The sequence below is a fragment of the Croceibacterium sp. TMG7-5b_MA50 genome (assembly GCF_039830145.1).
Taxonomy (GTDB): Bacteria; Pseudomonadota; Alphaproteobacteria; order Sphingomonadales; family Sphingomonadaceae; genus Croceibacterium.
Genome location: NZ_CP156082.1, coordinates 292172 through 311577, shown reverse-complemented (window position 1 = coordinate 311577; position 19406 = coordinate 292172). Strand labels below are relative to the sequence as shown.

11 protein-coding genes are annotated in these 19406 nt (G+C 66.6%); 6 read left to right on the top strand and 5 right to left on the bottom strand.

What is annotated here, in order from left to right; translation table 11 throughout:
* Nucleotides 1-16 precede the first annotated feature (16 nt).
* Genes gcvH through V5740_RS01600 form a run of 4 tightly spaced genes read right to left on the bottom strand, consistent with a single transcriptional unit; the run spans nucleotide 17 to nucleotide 5745 of the window.
* On the bottom strand, nucleotides 17-391 hold the full coding sequence (gene gcvH / locus V5740_RS01615) for a glycine cleavage system protein GcvH (protein WP_347303348.1): 375 nt from the start codon (nucleotides 389-391) through the stop codon (nucleotides 17-19).
* Nucleotides 391-1530 (bottom strand): glycine cleavage system aminomethyltransferase GcvT, encoded by a 1140-nt coding sequence (gene gcvT / locus V5740_RS01610; protein WP_347303347.1) that lies wholly within the window; start codon nucleotides 1528-1530, stop codon nucleotides 391-393. Before gcvT ends, gcvH begins: the two co-directional genes overlap by 1 nt.
* Nucleotide 1531: 1 nt before the next feature.
* A complete protein-coding gene (locus V5740_RS01605; RefSeq protein WP_347303346.1) occupies nucleotides 1532-4642 on the bottom strand; it encodes an efflux RND transporter permease subunit in 3111 nt (1036 codons plus the stop codon).
* Nucleotides 4642-5745 carry an efflux RND transporter periplasmic adaptor subunit gene (locus V5740_RS01600; protein WP_347304417.1) on the bottom strand — a complete coding sequence of 368 codons (1104 nt, stop codon included), beginning with the start codon at nucleotides 5743-5745 and terminating at the stop codon, nucleotides 4642-4644. The genes V5740_RS01605 and V5740_RS01600 overlap by 1 nt, the downstream gene beginning before the upstream one ends.
* Nucleotides 5746-6014: 269 nt before the next feature.
* Here V5740_RS01600 and V5740_RS01595 point away from each other — a divergent pair, with 269 nt between their 5' ends.
* From V5740_RS01595 to V5740_RS01585, 3 genes are all read left to right on the top strand, one after another.
* The gene (locus V5740_RS01595) at nucleotides 6015-6512 is read left to right on the top strand and encodes an Lrp/AsnC family transcriptional regulator (RefSeq protein ID WP_347303345.1); all 498 of its coding nucleotides are present in this window, start codon (nucleotides 6015-6017) and stop codon (nucleotides 6510-6512) included.
* A 247-nt stretch (nucleotides 6513-6759) separates the two neighbouring features.
* Nucleotides 6760-9687 carry a TonB-dependent receptor gene (locus V5740_RS01590; RefSeq protein ID WP_347303344.1) on the top strand — a complete coding sequence of 976 codons (2928 nt, stop codon included), beginning with the start codon at nucleotides 6760-6762 and terminating at the stop codon, nucleotides 9685-9687.
* Between the two features lie 73 nt (nucleotides 9688-9760).
* Entirely contained in the window at nucleotides 9761-11350 is a 1590-nt protein-coding gene (locus V5740_RS01585) for an amidohydrolase (RefSeq protein WP_347303343.1), read from the top strand.
* A gap of 46 nt (nucleotides 11351-11396) precedes the next feature.
* On the opposite strand, the gene V5740_RS01580 is transcribed toward V5740_RS01585, so the two are convergent.
* Complete coding sequence (locus tag V5740_RS01580; RefSeq protein ID WP_347303342.1) at nucleotides 11397-12356, bottom strand: YihY/virulence factor BrkB family protein; 960 nt, start codon at nucleotides 12354-12356, stop codon at nucleotides 11397-11399.
* A gap of 180 nt (nucleotides 12357-12536) precedes the next feature.
* Here V5740_RS01580 and V5740_RS01575 point away from each other — a divergent pair, with 180 nt between their 5' ends.
* Genes V5740_RS01575 through V5740_RS01565 form a run of 3 tightly spaced genes read left to right on the top strand, consistent with a single transcriptional unit; the run spans nucleotide 12537 to nucleotide 19389 of the window.
* Nucleotides 12537-14921 carry a BamA/TamA family outer membrane protein gene (locus tag V5740_RS01575; RefSeq protein ID WP_347303341.1) on the top strand — a complete coding sequence of 795 codons (2385 nt, stop codon included), beginning with the start codon at nucleotides 12537-12539 and terminating at the stop codon, nucleotides 14919-14921.
* A complete protein-coding gene (locus V5740_RS01570) occupies nucleotides 14921-19165 on the top strand; it encodes a translocation/assembly module TamB domain-containing protein (protein ID WP_347303340.1) in 4245 nt (1414 codons plus the stop codon). Before V5740_RS01575 ends, V5740_RS01570 begins: the two co-directional genes overlap by 1 nt.
* A complete protein-coding gene (locus V5740_RS01565; protein WP_347303339.1) occupies nucleotides 19165-19389 on the top strand; it encodes a hypothetical protein in 225 nt (74 codons plus the stop codon). The genes V5740_RS01570 and V5740_RS01565 overlap by 1 nt, the downstream gene beginning before the upstream one ends.
* Nucleotides 19390-19406: the final 17 nt, after the last annotated feature.

Genomic DNA, 19406 nt, shown 5'->3' with positions numbered 1-19406 from the left:
ATGGGGGCGCGGGCTCTCAGTCGAGCCCGGCCACGTATTCCTTGTAGGCGGCCTCATCCATCAGGCCATCGAGCTCAGCGGCGTCGGCAATGGTCAGGCGGTAGAACCAGCCCTCCCCTTCGGCACCGCTGTTCACCAGCGAAGGATCGTCCTCCAGCGCGGCATTGCTCTCGATCACGGTGCCGCTGACCGGGGAGTAAACGTCGGATGCGGCCTTCACCGATTCAACGACACCAGCCTCCTTGCCCTTGACCACTTCGGTACCTTCGGCCGGCACCTCGACAAAGACGAGGTCGCCCAACTGGCTTTGCGCATGATCGGTGATGCCGATCGTGGCGGTGTTGCCATCGACCTCGATCCATTCATGTTCGGTGGTGAAGTAACGGGCCATCAGGCCTCTCCTTTGCGGTGGTAGCGATGAGGAACGAAGGGCGGACGCGTGACAATCGCCGGCAGGCGCTTGCCGCGGACTTCGGTGGTGAGGGCGGTGCCGGGCGCGACATGCGCGACATCGACGAACGCCAGTGCTATCGGGTGGCCGAGTGTCGGCGAGAAACCGCCGGAGGTGACCCGGCCGACCTGCTCGTCACCGGCGAACACCAGGCTGCCCTCACGCGCGGCCATGCGGCCTTCCAGCACCAGCCCGACGCGGCGGACCGCCGGGCCATTGCGCAGCAGCGCGATGATGCGGTCGGCGCCGGGGAAGCCACCTTCCGCCCGCCGCGCCTTGCTGACTGCGAAGGCAAGACCGGCCATGACAGGGTCGACATCCTCATCCAGATCGTGGCCGTAGAGCGGCAATCCGGCCTCCAGTCGCAGGGAGTCCCGCGCACCCAGGCCGATGGGCCGCACTTCCGGCTGCGACATCAGCCGGTCCGCCAGCATCGCGGCATGATCTGCGGGCAGCGACAGCTCGAAGCCATCCTCCCCCGTGTAGCCGGAACGGAAGATGCGCACCTCCACACCGTCGAGCAGGCGGCTGGTCGCCTCCATGAAGCCGAGTTCGGTCGTGACGCCAGGCAGCAGACGGTCCAGCACGGCCGCCGCCTGCGGCCCTTGCAACGCCAGCAGCGCGTTGCCGGGCAGCGGCGTCAGCGTGGCGCCGGCGGGCAGATGCGCCGTTAGATGAGCGATGTCGTTCGCCTTGGTCGCGCCGTTGACCACGACGAAGTAGGCTGGCTCGTCCACCGTCACATTGGTGACGATCAGGTCGTCGATCACGCCGCCGCGCTCGTTCAGCAGCAGCGAATAACGCATCCGGCCCGGCGCCAGCGCGCTGACGTCGGCGGGCAGCAGCGCCTCCAGCGCCTCGGCGGCTCCGGCACCGGTGACCAGCAGCTGCCCCATGTGGCTCACATCGAACAGGCCGGCTGCCGTGCGCGTCCATTCGTGTTCGGCGATGATCCCGTCGGCATACTGGATCGGCATGGAATAGCCGGCGAAAGGAACCATCCTGGCACCGGCCGCGCGATGCCAGGCGTCCAGCGGCAGGGTGGCGATGGGCCGTTCGGCCACGGCGCTGTCACTCATTTCAAGCAGGCTCCGGATGCAGGTCGTCCAGCTCTGCCTCGAGCTGGCGGGCGACGGCTTGGGGTGAACTGGTGCGCCGCGCCAGCCGGTCGTAGAGCAGCGGGACCAGGAAGATCGTGACCAGGGTCGTCAGCGTGACGCCCGCCACCAGCACGACGCCGATGGATTGACGCGCCCCGGCGCCGGCGCCTGTGCTGATCGCCAGCGGCACCCCGCCCATCACCGTGGCGACCGATGTCATCAGGATGGGCCGCAAGCGCCGGTGCGCCGCCTGGCGCACTGCATCGGCGAAGGCAAGACCCTCGTCACGCAGCTGGTTGGCGAATTCCACGATCAGGATACCGTTCTTGGCCGCAAGGCCGACCAGCATCACCAGGCCGATCTGGCTGTAGAGGTTGATCGAGCCCCCTGTCAGCCACAATCCGACAACCCCGCCGGCGAAGGCAGGCGGCACGGCGGTGACGATCACCGCCGGGTGCAGGAAGGATTCGAACTGCGCCGCCAACAGCAGGTAGATCGTGATGAGGGTGAAGCCGAACACGATCCAGATGGAGGAGCCGGTCTGGCGGAGGCTCTGGCTTTCCCCGCGATAGCCGACGGACAGCACCTCCGGCGAACGGGCCGCGACATCCTCCAGGAATTTCAGCGCGGAGCCGAGCGAGTAGCCGGGCGCGATGCCCCCCTGCAGCGTGATCGAGCGCAGCTTGTTGAACCGGCCCAGCGAACGGGCCGACGCATCCTCCCGCAGGCGTACCACATTGGACAAGGGCACCAGCTCAGCGGTGCGGGACCGGACATAGATGCTGTCGAGCCGGGACTCGCGATCACGCTCGTCGGCATCGGCCTGCACGATCACGCGGTATTCCTCGCCCCCTTCGATATAGGTGGACACCCGCCGCGACCCGAGCAGCGTTTGCAACGCCTGGCTGATCGCATCGACCGAGATTCCGAGGTCACCCGCCCGCTCGTGATCGATCTCGATCAGGATCTGCGGCTTGGACTCGATATAATCGGCGTCGAGGTTCACGATCCCCGGATTGTCGCGCGCTGCCGCCATGATCCGGTCGCGCGCATCGGCCAGGGCCTCGTAGCTGGTGCCCGCGATGACGAAGTTGATCGGCTGGCCTCGCCCGCGACCCAGCGAGGAGCGCACGCTGGCATTGCCCCGCATGGCCGTCAGCTCGCCCAGCCGTCGGTTCATCTCCGTGGCGATGTCGGCACTGGTCTGCTCACGCTCCTCCCATGGGACAAGGAAGGCGTTGACCTGCGCCTGCGTGAAATCTTCCGACGTGCCGCCACCGCCGCCCGATGGCGCCCGCCCCATCAGGCCGCGAACCGCCCCGGCGCCGAGCAGCGGCATCATGGCGCTCTCCGCCTCGCGCGTGAACGCGTTTAGCTGGGCATAGCTGGTACCTTCCGGCGCGGTCAGACGCGCCTCGACCACGCCGGTATCTTCCGCCGGCGCCAGCTCGCTTGGCAGAGCGACGAACATCCACGCCGCCACCGCCAGCACCGCAACCGTGGGCACCAGCACCAGCAGGGGCCGATGCAGCGCGCCTTCCAGCCCGCGGGCATACAGACGCTCCACCCGCGCGAACACGCGATCGACCCGCCCGGCGAAGCCGCCGGCCTGCTTCGGACGCAGCAACTTGGAACACAGCATGGGCGTGAGGCTCAGCGCCAGCACGCCCGACAGCGCGACAGCGGCGATCATCGCCACCGCCAGTTCGCGGAACAGGGCGCCGGTCTGGCCGGCGATGAACATTACCGGCACGAACACCGCGCACACCACCAGTGTGGTGGCGATTACGGCGAAACCGACCTGCCGGGCGCCCAGGAACGCGGCGGTCAGCGGCGGCTCGCCATCCTCGATCCGATGATGGATGTTCTCCAGCACGACGATCGCGTCGTCGACCACCAGCCCGATCGCCAGTACCAGCGCCAGCAGCGTCAGCAGGTTGATGGAAAAGCCCAGCATCCACAGCACGGCGAAAGTCGCCAGGACGCAGATCGGCACGGTCACGGCCGGGATGATCGTCGCGCGCCAGCTACCCAGAAACAGGAAGATCACCAGCACGACCAGCACCGACGCCTCGGCCAGGGTGTGGTACACCCCATCGATCGCGCGCTCGATGAACAGGGAGCTGTCCGATCCGGGCGTGATCGTCATGCCCTCCGGCAATTCGCCGGCCATGGCGGCGACCGCCGCCTTCGCATCCTGCGCCACCTGCAGCGTATTGGCCCCCGACTGGCGCACGATGGCCAGCCCGACGCTGTCCTCCCCGTTCAGGCGGAACACCGAATAGGGGTTTTCCGGACCGCGTTCGATCCGGGCGACATCGCCCAGCCTGACCAGGTAGCCGTCCGCCCCGCGACCCATCACGAGGCCGCCGAAATCGGCCGGGCTGACGAACTGGCGATCCACGCGCAGCGTCAGCGCCTGCTGCTCGCTTTCGATCCGGCCGGCGGGCAGCTCCACGTTCTGCGTGCGGAGCGCCGCCTCCACATCCGCCGGGGTCAGGCGGAACGCCGCCAGCTTGTCCACGTCGAGCCACACGCGCATTGCCGGCCGGGCGATGCCGAACGGATTGACCTGCGCGACTCCGTTGATGTTGGACAGCCGGTCGACCAGCACCCGCTCGACATATTCGCCAAGCTGCAGCCGGTCCCAGCCCGGCGCACGAACCATCAGGAACAGGATCGGCTGGGCATCGGCATCGACCTTGCGCACCTCGGGCGCCAGCGCATCCTCCGGCAGGTCGTTCAGGGCGCCGGCAACACGGTCGCGCACATCGTTGGCCGCCGAATCGACATCCGTGCCGGTGGCGAACTCGATGGACACGGACGACTGACCGTCACTCGACTGGGAAGTGATCGTCTCGATCCCGGCCACGCCCGCGAGGCGGTCCTCCAGCGGCTGGGTGATCCGGCTTTCCACCACCGTCGCGCTGGCGCCGGTGTAGGTCGTGCGCACCGACACGACTGGCGGGTCGGTATCCGGATATTCGCGCACCGACAGGCTCAGGAACCCGATCGCCCCGACCAGCGTCAGCAGGATGGCCAGCACCAGCGCCACCACCGGCCGCCGGACGCTGAGGTCGGAAAGCCACATTAGCCGCGAACCCGCGCGCGGGCGGGACCGCTGTCAGCAGCATCGGCGGCCCGCCGAGGCTGGTCGGCGATGCGCACGGTCATTCCGTCCTCAACCTTCACGATCCCGCGGCTCACCACCCGCATGCCCGGCTCCACGCCGGCAACCTCGATCACGCCGGCATCACGCAGGCCTGTTCGCACCTGGCGGCGGCGGGCCACGCCCTTGTCATCGACCACGAACACGAAGCGGTTGGCTCCCTCGCCCGTCACGGACATTTCCGGCACGGCCAGTGCGGGCCGGGTGGCGGCCTGCACCGCCACTTCCAGCAGCATGCCGGGCTTCAGCCGGGCGTCGGGATTTGGCAGCACCGCCCGAACCATGACCGCGCGCGTCGCGGGATCGAGCACCGGATCGATGGTGGCGATCCGGCCGCCGAACACCTCGCCCGGGAACGCGGCGGAGCGAACTTCGATCGGATCGCCCATCCGCAGCCGGCGCAACTGCGTCTCGGGCACCGTGAAATCGACCTTGATGCGCGACAGGTCGCTGATGACCGCGATCGGCGATCCGGCGGCCACTATCGACCCCGCGGAAATGGTTCGCAACGACACCGCGCCCGACAGCGGCGCGCGCAACGTGCGATCGGCAATCTGTGCCCGCGCTTCATCCGCCTCCGCCCTGGCGCGCGCCTCGATCGCGACCTGCGTGTCGAGCTGCGCCGTGGTTGCGAAGCCACGCTCGCTCAATGCTTGAATACGGTCGAGCTGCGCGCGGGATTGGGCGCCCGTGGCATTGGCCGCCGCCAGCACCGCCTGCTCCTGCCCCTGCGCGAGCGTTGCCAGCAATTGCCCGCGGCGGACATACTGCCCGTCATCGAAATGCAGCCGCTCGATCCGCTCCGTCACTGGGGCGCTGATCGTCACCTGTTCGTTCGCGCGGGCCGTGCCGACCGCCTCGATCACCTCAACAAAGTCGTGCGGCCGGGGCGCGACCACTTCCACCAGCGGTGCAGCGCGGGGGCGGCCGCCACCCTTCTCCTCCCCGTCGGCACATGCGGCACACAGCAGCGCGGAAAGCACCACAGGCCCCAAAAATCGGGCAAAAGCGGAAGGTTGCAGCATGGACCGGGCGCTCAGGAGATCAGGCAAGCGCCACCCCTACGCGCAATTCCCAAGCATGTCGCCACCCTTGCAGCAGGCTTTCGGCAGACAGGCAGGGATCATCAGGGCGCGACCCATCCGGGAAGTTCTCACATGCAGGAGGTGGTACTTGCGGCGCCCGATGCGGATGCCTTGCCGTGAGAAGTATCATTCCTGCCCTTGCATATCTTGGGAAAGACGGCAGTATTTGGCAGCCAAATTGATGGATTTCACCGCAGCGAGGGAATGTAATGGCAAAAAGCGTGCGTGAGGCGCTGGACCGTACCGATTTTCGAGTCCTGCGCGCACTGGTTGATGATGGCCGCGCCGCCGACGTGACCCTTGGGGAAAAGGTGAACCTGTCCAGCACCGCGGTCGCGCGTCGGCGCAAGCTGCTGGAGGAAAAGGGGGTGGTGACCGGCTATTCCGCGGTCATCAACCAGCAGAAGCTGGGCTACGCAATCACGGTGCTGGTGCTTATCGAACTGAACAGCCAGTCGGAGGACAAGCTGGTGGAGTTCGAAGAGGCGGTGATGTCATGCCCCTCCATGTCGTTCTGCTCCTTCATCTCGGGCGAAAACGACTTCATGATGATGATCAACGTGCGCTCCTTCGACCATTACGACCTGGTCTATCGCAAGGAGCTGTCGAACCTGCCGCATGTCGCCAAGATCCGGTCGAGCTTCCTGCTGCGTGAGGTCGCCCGGCGGCGGGTCGCGCCGGCGGTCTTGGATGAATCGGCGGGATAGGTGCCAGAATCGCCGTCAATGGGACGTTTGCGATCCTGTCGTCGGAATGCCACATTGCGCAAGAAATCATCTAATCTGGCGGTGAATCGTAGAAAGTTAGTTGTCATGCGCCGCCATCTTTCAGTTACATTGCCGTCGTCCGTCATCAGACACTCGCGGGGGAAATCTTCGCTGCGAGGCCGATAACACAACGCTGGCGGGCGTGCGGGGGAGGATCAACAGGCACCTGCAACAGGGGGGTTGATCCATGAATACGACGCAACGGGCGCAGCTGCGCGGGCGGTATCAGGCACGTTTGCTATGCCACGCAGCCGGCCTTGTCGGGGCCATCGCCGTGCTTCCCGCCGCTGCCAGTGCGCAGATCGCATCTGCGCCGGCCAATCCGCAGGTCGACACCGCGGCCGGGGAAGCGGCGGATGGCGGCGAGGCCATCATCGTCACCGGCTCACGCATCGTGCGCGACGGCAATGACGCGCCCACCCCCGTCAGCGTGGTCAGCGGGGAGGAGATCAGCACGGAGGCGCCCGCCAACATCGCCGACTTCGTCAACACCCTGCCCTCCGTCACCGGCAGCCAGACTGCGGTGACGAATTCGGGCTCACTCTCCAACGGGCAGACCGGCGTCAGCGCATTGAACCTGCGCAGCCTGGGCCAGAACCGCACGCTGATCCTGATCGATGGGCAGCGCTCCGTCGCGTCGACATCCACCGGGCTGGTCGACATCAACACGATCCCGCAGGCCTTGATCGAACGGGTCGAGGTCGTCACCGGCGGCGCCTCCTCCGTCTACGGGTCGGACGCGGTCGCGGGCGTGGTCAATTTCGTGCTGGATACTGATTTCACCGGCATCAGCGCCGATTACGAATACGGCGTCACCACCTATGGCGACATCCCGAACCACAAGGTCTCGATGACGCTGGGCTCGCCCTTTGCCGACGACCGCGGGCATGTGGTGGTCTCGGCCGAATACTTCACGCAGGAGGGGCAGCACACGATCGATCGTGACTGGAACGACAGCGGCTACTTCCAGATCAACAATCCGGCCTACACGGCCACCAATGGCCTGCCCCAGCGGCTGATCCAGGCAGGCATTGGCTCGTCAAACTTCACGCCGGGCGGCCTCATCACCGCAGGGCCCCGGCGCGGCACGTATTTCGGCGTGATCGATCCCGCGACCGGCCGCCCCACGCTGAACCAGCTCGCCTATGGCGCGATCAGCGGACAGTGGATGATCGGCGGCGATTACGACATCACCAGCGCCAATCACCGCAGCTCCAACTCGCTGGCGAATGACGAGGATCGCCTGTCGCTGTTCGGCCGCGCGGAATACGAATTCGCGCCGTGGTTCACCCTGTTCGGTCAAGCATCGTACAACCGGTTCGAAGGGCTCAGCTATTACCAGCAGACGCCCAGCGTGAACGTGCCGATCCGGTCGGACAACGCCTTCCTGCCGGCGGCATTGTACAATGCGGCGGGCACGACGACCTACACGATCGGCACCAGCAATGCCGGCATCCCTGCCGGCGGCGGCCGGACGGACCGGCAGGTCGAACGCTATGTCGTGGGCGGCAACGGCGATTTCGACGTGGGATCGATGGGCTGGTCGTGGGACGGCTACTACCAGTACGGCAAGACCACCTCCAACGAGGTGCTGGTGAATTCCTGGCGCGCGGACCGCATGAACGCCGCGCAGGACGCGGTCTATGACAGCCGCGGCAATATCGTGTGCCGCGTGAACATCGATGCCAATCCGGCCAACGACCAGCCGGGCTGCGTCCCCCTGAACCGCATCGGCATCGGCGGCGTCACGCAGGACGCGCTGCAATGGCTCCTGGCCATCTATCCGGAGCGGACGCAGTACATCAAGCAGGAGGTCGCCGGCCTCAACTTCGCTACCAGCAACCTGTTCGAAAACTGGGCCGGCCCGGTCAGCCTGGCGTTCGGCGGCGAGTGGCGCAAGGAATCGGTCGACGGCTACACCGACGAGAACCAGTACAGCACCAATCCCAACCTGTTCTGGCTGTACGGCAACTTCCGGGTGATCGAAGGATCGTACACCGTCAAGGAAGCCTACGCGGAACTGCTGTTCCCGCTGTACGACGGCGTCGAGTTCAACGGCGCGGTGCGCGTCACCGATTACTCGACATCGGGCACGGTGACCACCTGGAAGGCCGGCCTGGTTGCCGAACCGTTCGACGACCTGCGCCTGCGCGGCACGGTGTCGCGCGACATCCGCGCGCCCAACATCGCCGAGCTGTTCGATCCGGGCACGGCGCGAACCAACTCGGTCAACGTGCCGCTGGCCAATGGATCAGTGCGGGCGGACGAGTTCGTCCAGAACTTCGCCGGCAACCCGCTGCTGGATCCGGAAGTTGCGCAGACCTACGGCGTGGGTGCGGTATATACACCCTCCTTCGCGCCGGGCCTCGCCCTGACTGTCGATTACTTCGACATCGAGGTGGAGGACGCGATCAGCCAGATCGGCGCGCAGACGACAGTCAATTTCTGCTTCGAACAGGCGCAGCAGGAATTCTGCGACGACATCAACTATGCCGCGCCCGGGTCGACCGACATCGTCACGATCGACATCACCAACTACAACTTCGCCAGCCAGACATCGCGCGGGATCGACTTCGAGGCGAGCTATCGCCGGCCGGTCGGCCCCGGCGAGCTATCGCTGCGGGCGCTCGGCACCTACACGCTGGAAAATGTGACCGACAACGGCATCGACCCGATCACGGACGATGCCGCCGGCACCTTCAGCCTGCCCGAACTGCAATACCGCTTCAGCGTCGGCTACGACATGGACAGCGGGTTCGGCGCCTCGCTGGTCGGGCGCGGCCATACCGGCGGCACCTACGACAATGACTGGATCGAATGCACGACCGGTTGCCCGACCTTCACCAGCAGCACGGACCGGGCACTGTATCGCACGATCAACATCAACGACGTGCCTGGCGCGATCTATTTCGACACCAACTTCAACTACGATTTCGAACTGAGGGGCGTCGATGCCCAGCTGCTGTTCGCGGTGAAGAACGTGTTCGATCGCGATCCCGAACTGGTCGGCAACGGGCCGGACGGCAACAATACGCCCGCATACCCGCAGACGAGCAGGTCACGCTACGACACCTTCGGCCGGACATTCCGGATGGGCCTGCGGGTCCGTTACTGACATCGGTCATCACGGCGGCGCGAACCATCCAGGTTCGCTCCGTCTGCTTTCCACCTTGGGGAGGACAATTGAGATGAAAGCGTTCCGGACTGCCACCCTATACGCCGCCGCCGCCGGCGCTCTCGCCATCGGCAGCACCGCCCATGCGGAGGCACCCGCTGCCTACAAGCAGGAAGCCACTGCCAGCATCGACGGAAACGCGAAGCTGGTGCAGGTCATGGTGGACAGCGTCTTCAGCTTCGCCGAGCCCGGCTTTCAGGAGTTCCAGACAATGGAATATCTGACCGGCATTCTGGAAGAGAACGGCTTCACCATCGTGAAGGGCGCGGCCGGCATCCCGACTGCGTGGACCGCCACCTACACTCGCGGCAGCGGCGGGCCGAAGATCGCGCTCGGCAGCGATGTCGACGGGCTGCTCGGCCTCAGCCAGTATCCCGGCACCGGCGAGATCAAGCCGATGGTGGAAGGCGCGCCTGGCCATGGCGAAGGGCACAATTCCGGCATGCCGGTGATGGTTGCCGCGGCCCTCGCCACCAAGGAGGTGATGGAGAAGCACAATCTGTCCGGCACGCTGATGCTGTGGCCGGGTGTGGCGGAGGAATTGCTGGCGACCAAGGCCTTCTTCGTGCGTGACGGCATGTTCGAAGGGGTCGATGCCTGCATCTTCACCCATGTCAGTTCCGATTTTTCGACCAGCTACGGTCCCAGCACCAGCAACGGCATGGTCTCAGTTGAATACACCTTCAAAGGCAAGACCAGCCATGGCGCCGGCGCGCCATGGGCAGGCCGCAGCGCACTGGACGGCGTGGAGCTGATGGATATCGGCTGGAACTTCCGGCGGGAGCATCTGCCGCTTACCCAGCGGTCGCACTACGTCATCACCAATGGCGGTGGGCAGCCCAACATCGTGCCCGGCGATGCATCGGTCTGGTACTACTTCCGCGACCATACCTTCGCCGGCATCCGCGCATTGTACGAGATCGGCAACACCATGTCGGAAGCCGCCGCGGAGATGACCGGCACCACGGTCACCCGCCGCACGCTGGGCTATGCCGCGCCCCAATGGGGCAACCAGCCCCTGGCGGAGGCGGCCTATGCCAACATCCAGAGCGTCGGCATGCCGCAATGGAGCGCGGACGATCAGGCCTTCGCCCGGTCGCTGCAAGAGGCGAACCAGCTGACGACGGCGCCGCTGCGCAGCGAGGTGGGCGAGCTCGGCAAGCCGACCAACGAACGGCCGACCGGCGGCGGATCGGACGACATCGGTGATATCATGTGGGCCGTGCCGACCATCACGATCCGCTTTCCAAGCAACGTGCCCAGCATGATCGGCCACAACGTCACCTCCGCCATGGCGATGGCCACGCCAGTGGCGCACAAGGGTGCAGTCGCCGGTGCCAAGGCGGTCGCCTTGACCACGCTGGACCTGCTGACCACGCCCGAACTGGTGACGGCGGCCCGCCGGTACCAGCAGGACGTGCAATTCGCGACTGAGCAATATGCGCCGGTCCTGACGCCGGAGGACAAGCCGGCGATCCACCTCAATACGGAGGTCATGAACCGGCTGCGCCCGCAGATGCAGCAATATTACTACGATCCGGCACGCTATGGCTCCTATCTGGAGCAGCTCGGCGTTGCGTACCCCAACGTGGCCACGAAGTAGTCTTGATAACGCGGGCTGGCGCGTGGCGCCGGCCCGCATCGGCCGGTCAGGCCGCGGCCTCGCGCCGCTTCATCTTGCGCATGTGGCGGCGCATCTTGCGCTGTTCCGCCTTCGCCATCCACTGCTCCATGCTCATCCCGCCTTCCGCAAGGTCGGCCAGCACGGCGCCGCGCTGCCCCATCGGCTTGGGTTCGCCCGCGGTGGTGTCCACCGTCGTCTGCCGCTCCAGCTCGGCGTTCAGCAGCGCACCGGCCAGGATGCCGTAGGCGGACAGGAACAGCCACATCAGGAACACGACCACCGCCGACAGCGAGCCGTACGTGGCATTGTAATCGCTGACATAGGCGACATAGAACGAGAAGCCGAAGGTGATGGCGATCCACAGGATCGTCGCCAGCAGGGCCCCCGGCGCCAGCCAGCGCCACTTGGCGGGCCGGCGATCCGGGCCGTAGCGCATGATCACCGCGAACCCGGCACTACCCAGCAGAATGGACGCAATCCACGGAAGCAGGCTGAAGAAGAAGTCAGTCCCTGGCCCGATCAGGATTTGGGTCTGTGTCTGCAACCAAGCGAACACGCCGCCGCTGATAAGTCCGGTCAGTGCCACGAAGATCACCGCCATCGTCAGCAGCATGGCGCGCACCGTCAGGGTGACCATGCCCCGGCTCTCGTGCTCCTCGTTGATGATGTTCAGCGCGCCGATCAGCCCGTTCGCCGCGCGGGTGCCGCCGTATATAGCGAAGAACAAGGCGATAATCAGCGCGAAACCGGTGACGCCGGCATTGGCGTTCACCGCACCCAGCAACTGATCCTGGATCAGCACCGCCGCTTCCTGCGGGATGATCTCCACCAGCGCCTGCATCTGCCGCCGCACCGTTTCCGGATCGCCGATCAGGCCGTAGATCATCACGGTGGCCGCGATCAGCGGGGTCAGCGCCAGGAAGGTGAAGAACGCCACCCCCGCGCCCACCAGCGACAGGTTGTGGTACCCCCACATCGTCATCATCCGCTTGATCACCTCGATCCAGCCAGCGCGCGGCACCTCCAGTGGCGAGCATGCAGCTGCTCCAGGCGCCTTGTGAGCACCTGGTTCAACAGGGGAACCATTCACGTCGGCGGAAAGTTGATGATCGCCAGCGGGCGCATCCGGGGAGGTGCTGGCGGGGGCAAGACCATCAGGGATCAAGTGGGGAATCCTCTTTTGCACAATGCGGGCGGGCTCAGGCAGGAAACAGGTGAGCGCCGGATTGGTGCCCTTGCGCGGCGACGTCGAACGCTGACGCGCGTCAGCGGCATCGCCCTGGCGTTCGCGACGTTGGTCGCGGCAAGCGCCGTTGAGGCACAGGATACCGCCGCATCACAGGGCACCGCCCAGCCGACGCAGCCGGCCCCGCTGGAGGTGCCGCCACCCCCGCCTGATGCAGAACTGCCCGCGGTGGAGCCAGTCATCCCCGATGCCGAATTCGAGGCGACGGTCCCCGCGCTCGACAACGCCGATGCCGATCTGGAAGGTCCGCTCGAATCCATCGAGGATTTCGAACGCCGCGTCGCTGCCGAGCAGACAGCGGCAGCGCAGCAGGCCGGTGCCGCCCCGACGGAGGGGCAAACACCGCCGGCAGGCGACGCCGCGCTGGCGGATGGCGACACGCAGGAGGTCATCGGTGATGCGCCCATCACCGATACCGCGCTGACCGAACCCCTGCCGCCGCTTGAAAGCTTCCAGGTGGAAGAGGTGCAGTTCACCGAGGCGGAAAGCGACGCCGAGCCGGTGGAGGTCGCCTACGTTGTCCAGGTCAACGGGCTTGAAGCCGTGGACGATGACAGCGCCGCCAATCTGACCGCCATGTTCGACGACCTGTCCGCGCTTGGCGAGGATGACGAGGCGGCCAATGTCGCCCAGATCTCCGCCCGCCTGACCGAAGACAGCGCGCTGCTGAAGAGCATTCTCGCTTCCGAAGGCTGGTACGATGCCGCCGTCACCACGCGGCTGGACCGTACGGGGGAGGACAATGCCGCGCCGCTGACCGCGGTGCTTGATGTGGTCCCGGGGCAACGCTACAACTTCGCCAGCATCAACGTGAACGCGACGCCGACGGTGCCCGACGACCTGATCGCCAGCAACCTGGCGCTGGAGGTCGGGCAGCCGATCATCGCCGAGCGTGTACAGGGTGCGGAGGCGCAGGTGGCGGTCGCCCTGCCGGAGAACGGCTATCCCTTCGCCAAGGTCGGCCAACGCGATATCCTGCTCGATCCCGAGACCGGCGGCGGCGACTACACCCTGCCGATCGAGGTCGGCCCGCGGTCGGTGTTCGGCGGCATCCGCACCACCGGCAACCTCGCCTTCGATGCGGAGCATATCGAGGTGCTCAGCCGCTTCGATCGCGGCGAATTGTACGACAGCCGCATGGTGGACGACCTGCGTCAGGCGCTGGTCGCCACCGGCCTGTTCAACACAGTCGCCGTCAGCCCGGAACAAACGGGGGAGGATGCCGGCAACGGCACCCAATATGCCACTATCCTGGTCGATCAGGATGCCGGCCCGCCACGCACGATCGCCGGCAGCGCTGGCTACGGCACCGGCCAGGGCGTCCGGGTCGAAGGCAGCTGGACCCACCGCAACCTGTTCCCGCCCGAAGGCGCGCTGATCGCCAATGCCGTGCTGGGTACCCGCGAACAGGGCGCAGGTGTCACTTTCCGCCGCTCCAACGCCGGGCGGCGTGACCGGACTTTCAGCCTGACAGCGGAAGCGCTGCACAGCGATTATGACGCGTTCGAGGCTTACACTGGCCGGCTGGCGACCCTGGTCACCTACGATTCCACGCCCATCTGGCAGAAGCGGTTCACCTATGCCTATGGCGCGCAGATCCTCGGCTCGGTCGAGGAGGATTTCGACTTCTCCATCAACGATCTGGCGGACCGGACCTTCTTCATCGGCGGGCTGACCGGCCAAGCCGGCTTCGACACGTCGGACGACCTGCTGAACCCCACCAGCGGCTTCCGGCTGACCGCTCTGGTGGAGCCCGAGGCGTCGCTGCAGGACGGGTTCGACACCTATTTGCGGGCTCGCATTGACGGCAGCGCCTACCTGCCGATCGGCGACAGCTTCGTGGTGGCGGGGCGCCTGCGTTTCGGCACGATCCAGGGCATCGACCGATTCGATCTCGCCCCATCCCGCCGGTTCTATGCCGGCGGTGGTGGGTCGGTACGCGGCTTCGGGTTCCAGCAGCTCGGCCCGCGGGTCGAGTACGCCAATCCCGATTTCGACCCGACGGACGAGGATTCGGATGAGCCCGAGACGCTGATCCGCCCGATCGGCGGCCGCAGCCTGGTGGAGGGTGCGGCGGAGGTCCGCTATCGCTTCGGCAATTTCGGCGTCGTCGGCTTCGTCGATGCCGGGCAGGTCTATACCGAGACTTACCCGACCTTTGACGATATCCGCATCGGGGTCGGCGTCGGTGCGCGATATTACACGAACTTCGGCCCACTGCGCGTGGACATCGCGACCCCCATGGCGCGCCGTCGGGGCGAAAGCCGCCTCAACCTCTACATCTCGATCGGGCAGGCTTTCTGATGACGGACGAGCCCACCATGATCCCGGCCGAAGGCGAGACATTCGACCGCACCGAGCCGCGACACCACAATCTGGGGCTGCGCATCGCCAAGTGGGTCGGCATCGTGCTGCTGGCACTTGTCGTGCTGATCGCCGCCGTGCTCCTTAGCATCAACACCGGACCGGGGAAGCGCTTCGTGGTGCGCCAGATCGAGGCGCTCGAATTTGAAAACGGGATGCAGATCGGCATCGGCCGGATCGACGGATCAATCTACGGCCGCATGACCATCCGCGACCTCGCCATCTCCGATCCGCAGGGCGTGTTCGTTAGCAGTCCGGAAGTCGCGGTAGACTGGCGACCCTTTGCCTTTGTGAACGGCCATATCGATGTGCGCGCGTTGACCAGCCCGCTCATCACCCTCGCCCGCCTGCCGCAATTCAACGAGACGCCGCCCAGCGACGCACCGCTGCTGCCAGATTACGACATCGATGTAGACACCCTGCGCATCGGCCGCTTTGTGGCGGAGGCGCCGGTCAGCGGCCAACGCCGCATCGTCGGCATGGATGGCGAGGTGCATATCGCCGACGGCCGTGCTCAAGTGGATTTTAACGGCCGCACCATCGGCGGTGCCGGCATCTCCGGTGGCGATACGGTGGCACTGGTGCTGGATGCCGTGCCGGAGGACAACAAGCTCGACATCGACCTTGACCTCAACGCACCGGCAGGCGGCGTCATCGCCGCCATGGCCGGCCTGACTGATCCGCTGCGCGTGCAGGTGAACGGGCGCGGTAGCTGGACCAAGTGGGACGGCCGCCTCAATGCCGATCTCGCCGGTGACGCCTTCGCCCGCGTGCAGGTCCTAGCGCGTGACGGCACCTTCACGCTGCGGGGGCCCACGCGCGTGGCGCGCCTGTTCGAAGGGCCGACTGCGACCCTGTTGGGCCCAATCCTCAATCTCGACCTGACCGGCCGGCTGGATGAACGCCGGGTCGACCTTGCCGGCAACATCAATTCCGATGCCTTCCGCCTGAACACGCAAGGGTTGGTGGACCTGTCGGACAACAGCTTTGACGAGTTGCGGCTCGGTTTCGTGCTGCTGAAGCCGGCGGCGATCGCTCCCAATCTGGCGGGCAGTGGTCTGCGCGCGCAGCTGGTGCTGGACGGCGCCTTCGCCACGCCTGCGGTGCAGTACCAGATCAACGCTACCCGTCTGTTCATGAACGACATGGGTCTGGAAAACCTCGCCGCCAGCGGCGCGGCACGCGTGGATGCGGACCAGATCCTGATCCCCGTGGACGCCCGCGTCAGCCGCATCGTCGGCCTCGACACAGTGGCCGGCGGCACGCTTCGCAATGTGCGGCTGGCGGGCGATCTGGCGATCGACGGCACGCGCATCCTGTCGGACAATCTGCGCATCCGTTCTGACCGGATCGACGCCGGGCTGATCGTGGTCGCCGACACTTCCACCGGGCTCTACACCGGTGCGATCGACGGGCGGATCGACAATTACCGACTGGAAAGCGTCGGCATCTTCAACATCGACACCGATATCGACCTGAAGACGGTGCCGACCGGCGGTTTTGCCATGCAGGGCCGCGTTCGGGCCCGGTCCACCCGGCTGCTGAACGACAGCGTGCTGAACTTCCTCGGCGGCAATGCCGTGGCGGCGACGGACGTGCTGTACGGCCCCGACGGCGTGGTCCGCTTCAGCAATCTGAGGCTCGATGCACCGGATGCGCGCATCACCGGTGGCCGCGGATCATGGTCGCCGGACGGGCGGCTGACGCTGGCGCTGAACGGCACCACCACCGCCTATGGCGCGGTGGGCGTGCAGGTCGCGGGCACCATCGCCAACCCCAATGCCACCATCACCGTGGAGCGGCCCGGCTTCGGCATCGGGCTCGCCGATGTGCAGGCGCGGATCACCGGTGCGCGCGGCGGCTATCGCCTGCAGGGTACCGCCGCCACGGATTACGGCCCGCTGACGGCTGACGTGGTGCTGGCGACCAGCGCCCCCCTGACGCTGACCATCAACAACGCCAATCTGGGCGGCATCGATGTCGCCGGCCGCGTGCAGCAGACCAATGCCGGCCCGTTCGCCGGACAGCTGACCGCCAATGGCAACGGCCTGGGTGGCGTGGTGCGCCTGTCGGCCCTGGGCCAGTACCAGCAGGCGCTGGTCAATCTGCGCGCCCGCAACACGGTCCTCCCCGGCCCGGCCCAGCTGGCGATCGGCTCCGCCATCGTGGACGCGCAGATCGTGCTGTACGACCAGCCCCGCGTGGTGGCTGACGCGCAACTGGCGCAGACCCGTTATGGCGCGCTCAACATCGTCGCCGCCCGCGCGCAGGTCGACTACCAGAATGGCCGTGGGCTGGCGAAAGTGCTGGCCGAAGGGACCAGCGGCGTGCCGTTCCGCGTGGCGATGAACGCCGATCTGCAACCCGAACTGTGGCGCGCCGCGTTGCAGGGCCGGGTCCGCGGCATTGATTTCCGCACCGCCAGCCCCGCCCGCATCGTGCCGGGTGACGGCACCTACGAATTGCTGCCGACCCGTATCACCTTTGGTGAGGGGGATGTCCGCCTCGCCGGCCAGTATGGCGAGGGGATCGAGCTGCAGACCCGCCTGGACCGGCTCGACCTCACCATCCTCAACGCCTTCGCGCCGGGTGCTGGTATCGGCGGACGGGCGACCGGCAGCCTCGACTTCGCGCAGGCCAGCAGCACTGCCTTCCCCAGCGCCGATGCCCGCCTGTCGATCGACAATTTCACCCGGACGACCGCCGCCGCGGTCAGCCGGCCGATCGACATCAACTTCGTCGGCAAGCTGCTGCCCGATGGTGGCGAGGCACGCGCCGTGATGCGTGATCGCGGTGCCGTGATCGGCCGCATGGTCGCCTCTCTCCGCCCCCTTGGCACCAGTGCCGGCACCTGGAGCGAGCGGTTGCTGGCCGCGCCGCTCAGCGGCGGAATCCGTTACAACGGACCGGCGGACACGCTGTTCTCCTTCGCCGGGCAGGTGGATCAGAGCCTCAGCGGTCCTGTTGGCGTCGCCGCCGATTTCAGCGGAACGGTGTCGGCCCCCTCCTTCGCTGGCCTCGTCCGGTCCAGCAACCTGACCTACCAGAACCAGACCTACGGCACCCGGCTGACCAACATGGCGATCGATGGCCGGTTCACCGGCGATCGGCTGGAAGTCCGCAGCCTGACCGCGCGGGCGGGTGACGGCACGGTCAGCGCCAACGGCTTCGTCAGCTTGGCCGCCGATGCCGGGTATCCGATGAACATCGCCGTCACGATGGACAATGCGGAACTCGCCGACAGCGACCAGATCGCTGCACGCGCGACGGGCAATCTGCGCCTGACCAAGGCGGCGGGGCAGAACGCCCTGTTGGCCGGGCAGATCAGGCTGCCGGAAACCCGCTATCAGATCGTGCGGCAAGGCGCGGCCGAGGTGCCGACGCTGACCGGCGTCCGCTTCAAGCCGCCACGCGGCCCGCAGCGCATCACCGGGGACGAGCCGGCAGAGCCGTCCGCCGGCCTGTTCGAACAGCTCGCGCTCGACATCGACCTGGTCGCGCCCGAACGGCTCTACGTCTCCGGTATGGGCCTGGAATCGGAATGGCGTGCGAACTTCAACGTCGCGGGCACCAGCGCCGCACCTAGCATGTCCGGCGAGGTGGAGCTGATCCGCGGTACCCTGGGTTTTGCCGGCCGCTCCTTCGAACTGAGCGATGGGCGGGTCCAGTTCACCGGCGGCAACACGATCGATCCGCAGATCACCATCGTCGCGACAGAGGATATCGAGGACGTCACGGTCAACGTGAATGTCGAAGGGCGCGCGTTCAATCCGCAGATCACCTTCTCCTCCACCCCCGGCCTGCCGCAAGACGAGATCCTCAGCCGCATCCTGTTCGGCAGCTCGGTCGGCAATCTGTCGGCGATCCAGGCGGTGCAGCTTGCCGCGTCGCTCAACTCCCTGCGTGGCTCGGGCGGCGGGCTGAACCCGCTCGGTCAGCTCCGCGCCGCTTCCGGCATCGATCGGCTGCGGATCCTGGGCAGCGATGACGAGACGGGCCGCGGCACGGCGCTTGCCGCCGGGCAGTACCTGACGGACGACATCTACGTGGAGTTCATCACCGACGCGCAGGGCTTCACCGCCACCCAGCTGGAAGTGAGCCTGACTCCGGCACTGTCGATCCTGAGCCAGGCGGGCGGTTCGGGGGCGACCAATGTCAGCGCCCGTTATCGCAAGAACTACTGATGCCGCGACTGCTGCCCCTTTGCACCCTGACGCTGTTCGGCCTTGCCGCGTGTCGGCAGGAGCCAAGCTTCGACGAACGCTATGACGCGGCGCAGAAGCAGGTGGGCACCACGGCGGCCAGGCTGGACAAGGAGATGGTCGCGGCGGACCGGCAGGCGGAGGCTGATCGCCGCGCGGTGGAAGCTGCCAGGGCGACAGGGCAGCGGCCGCCACCCGCCAGCTGAGTCCCCCGGCTGCAGCA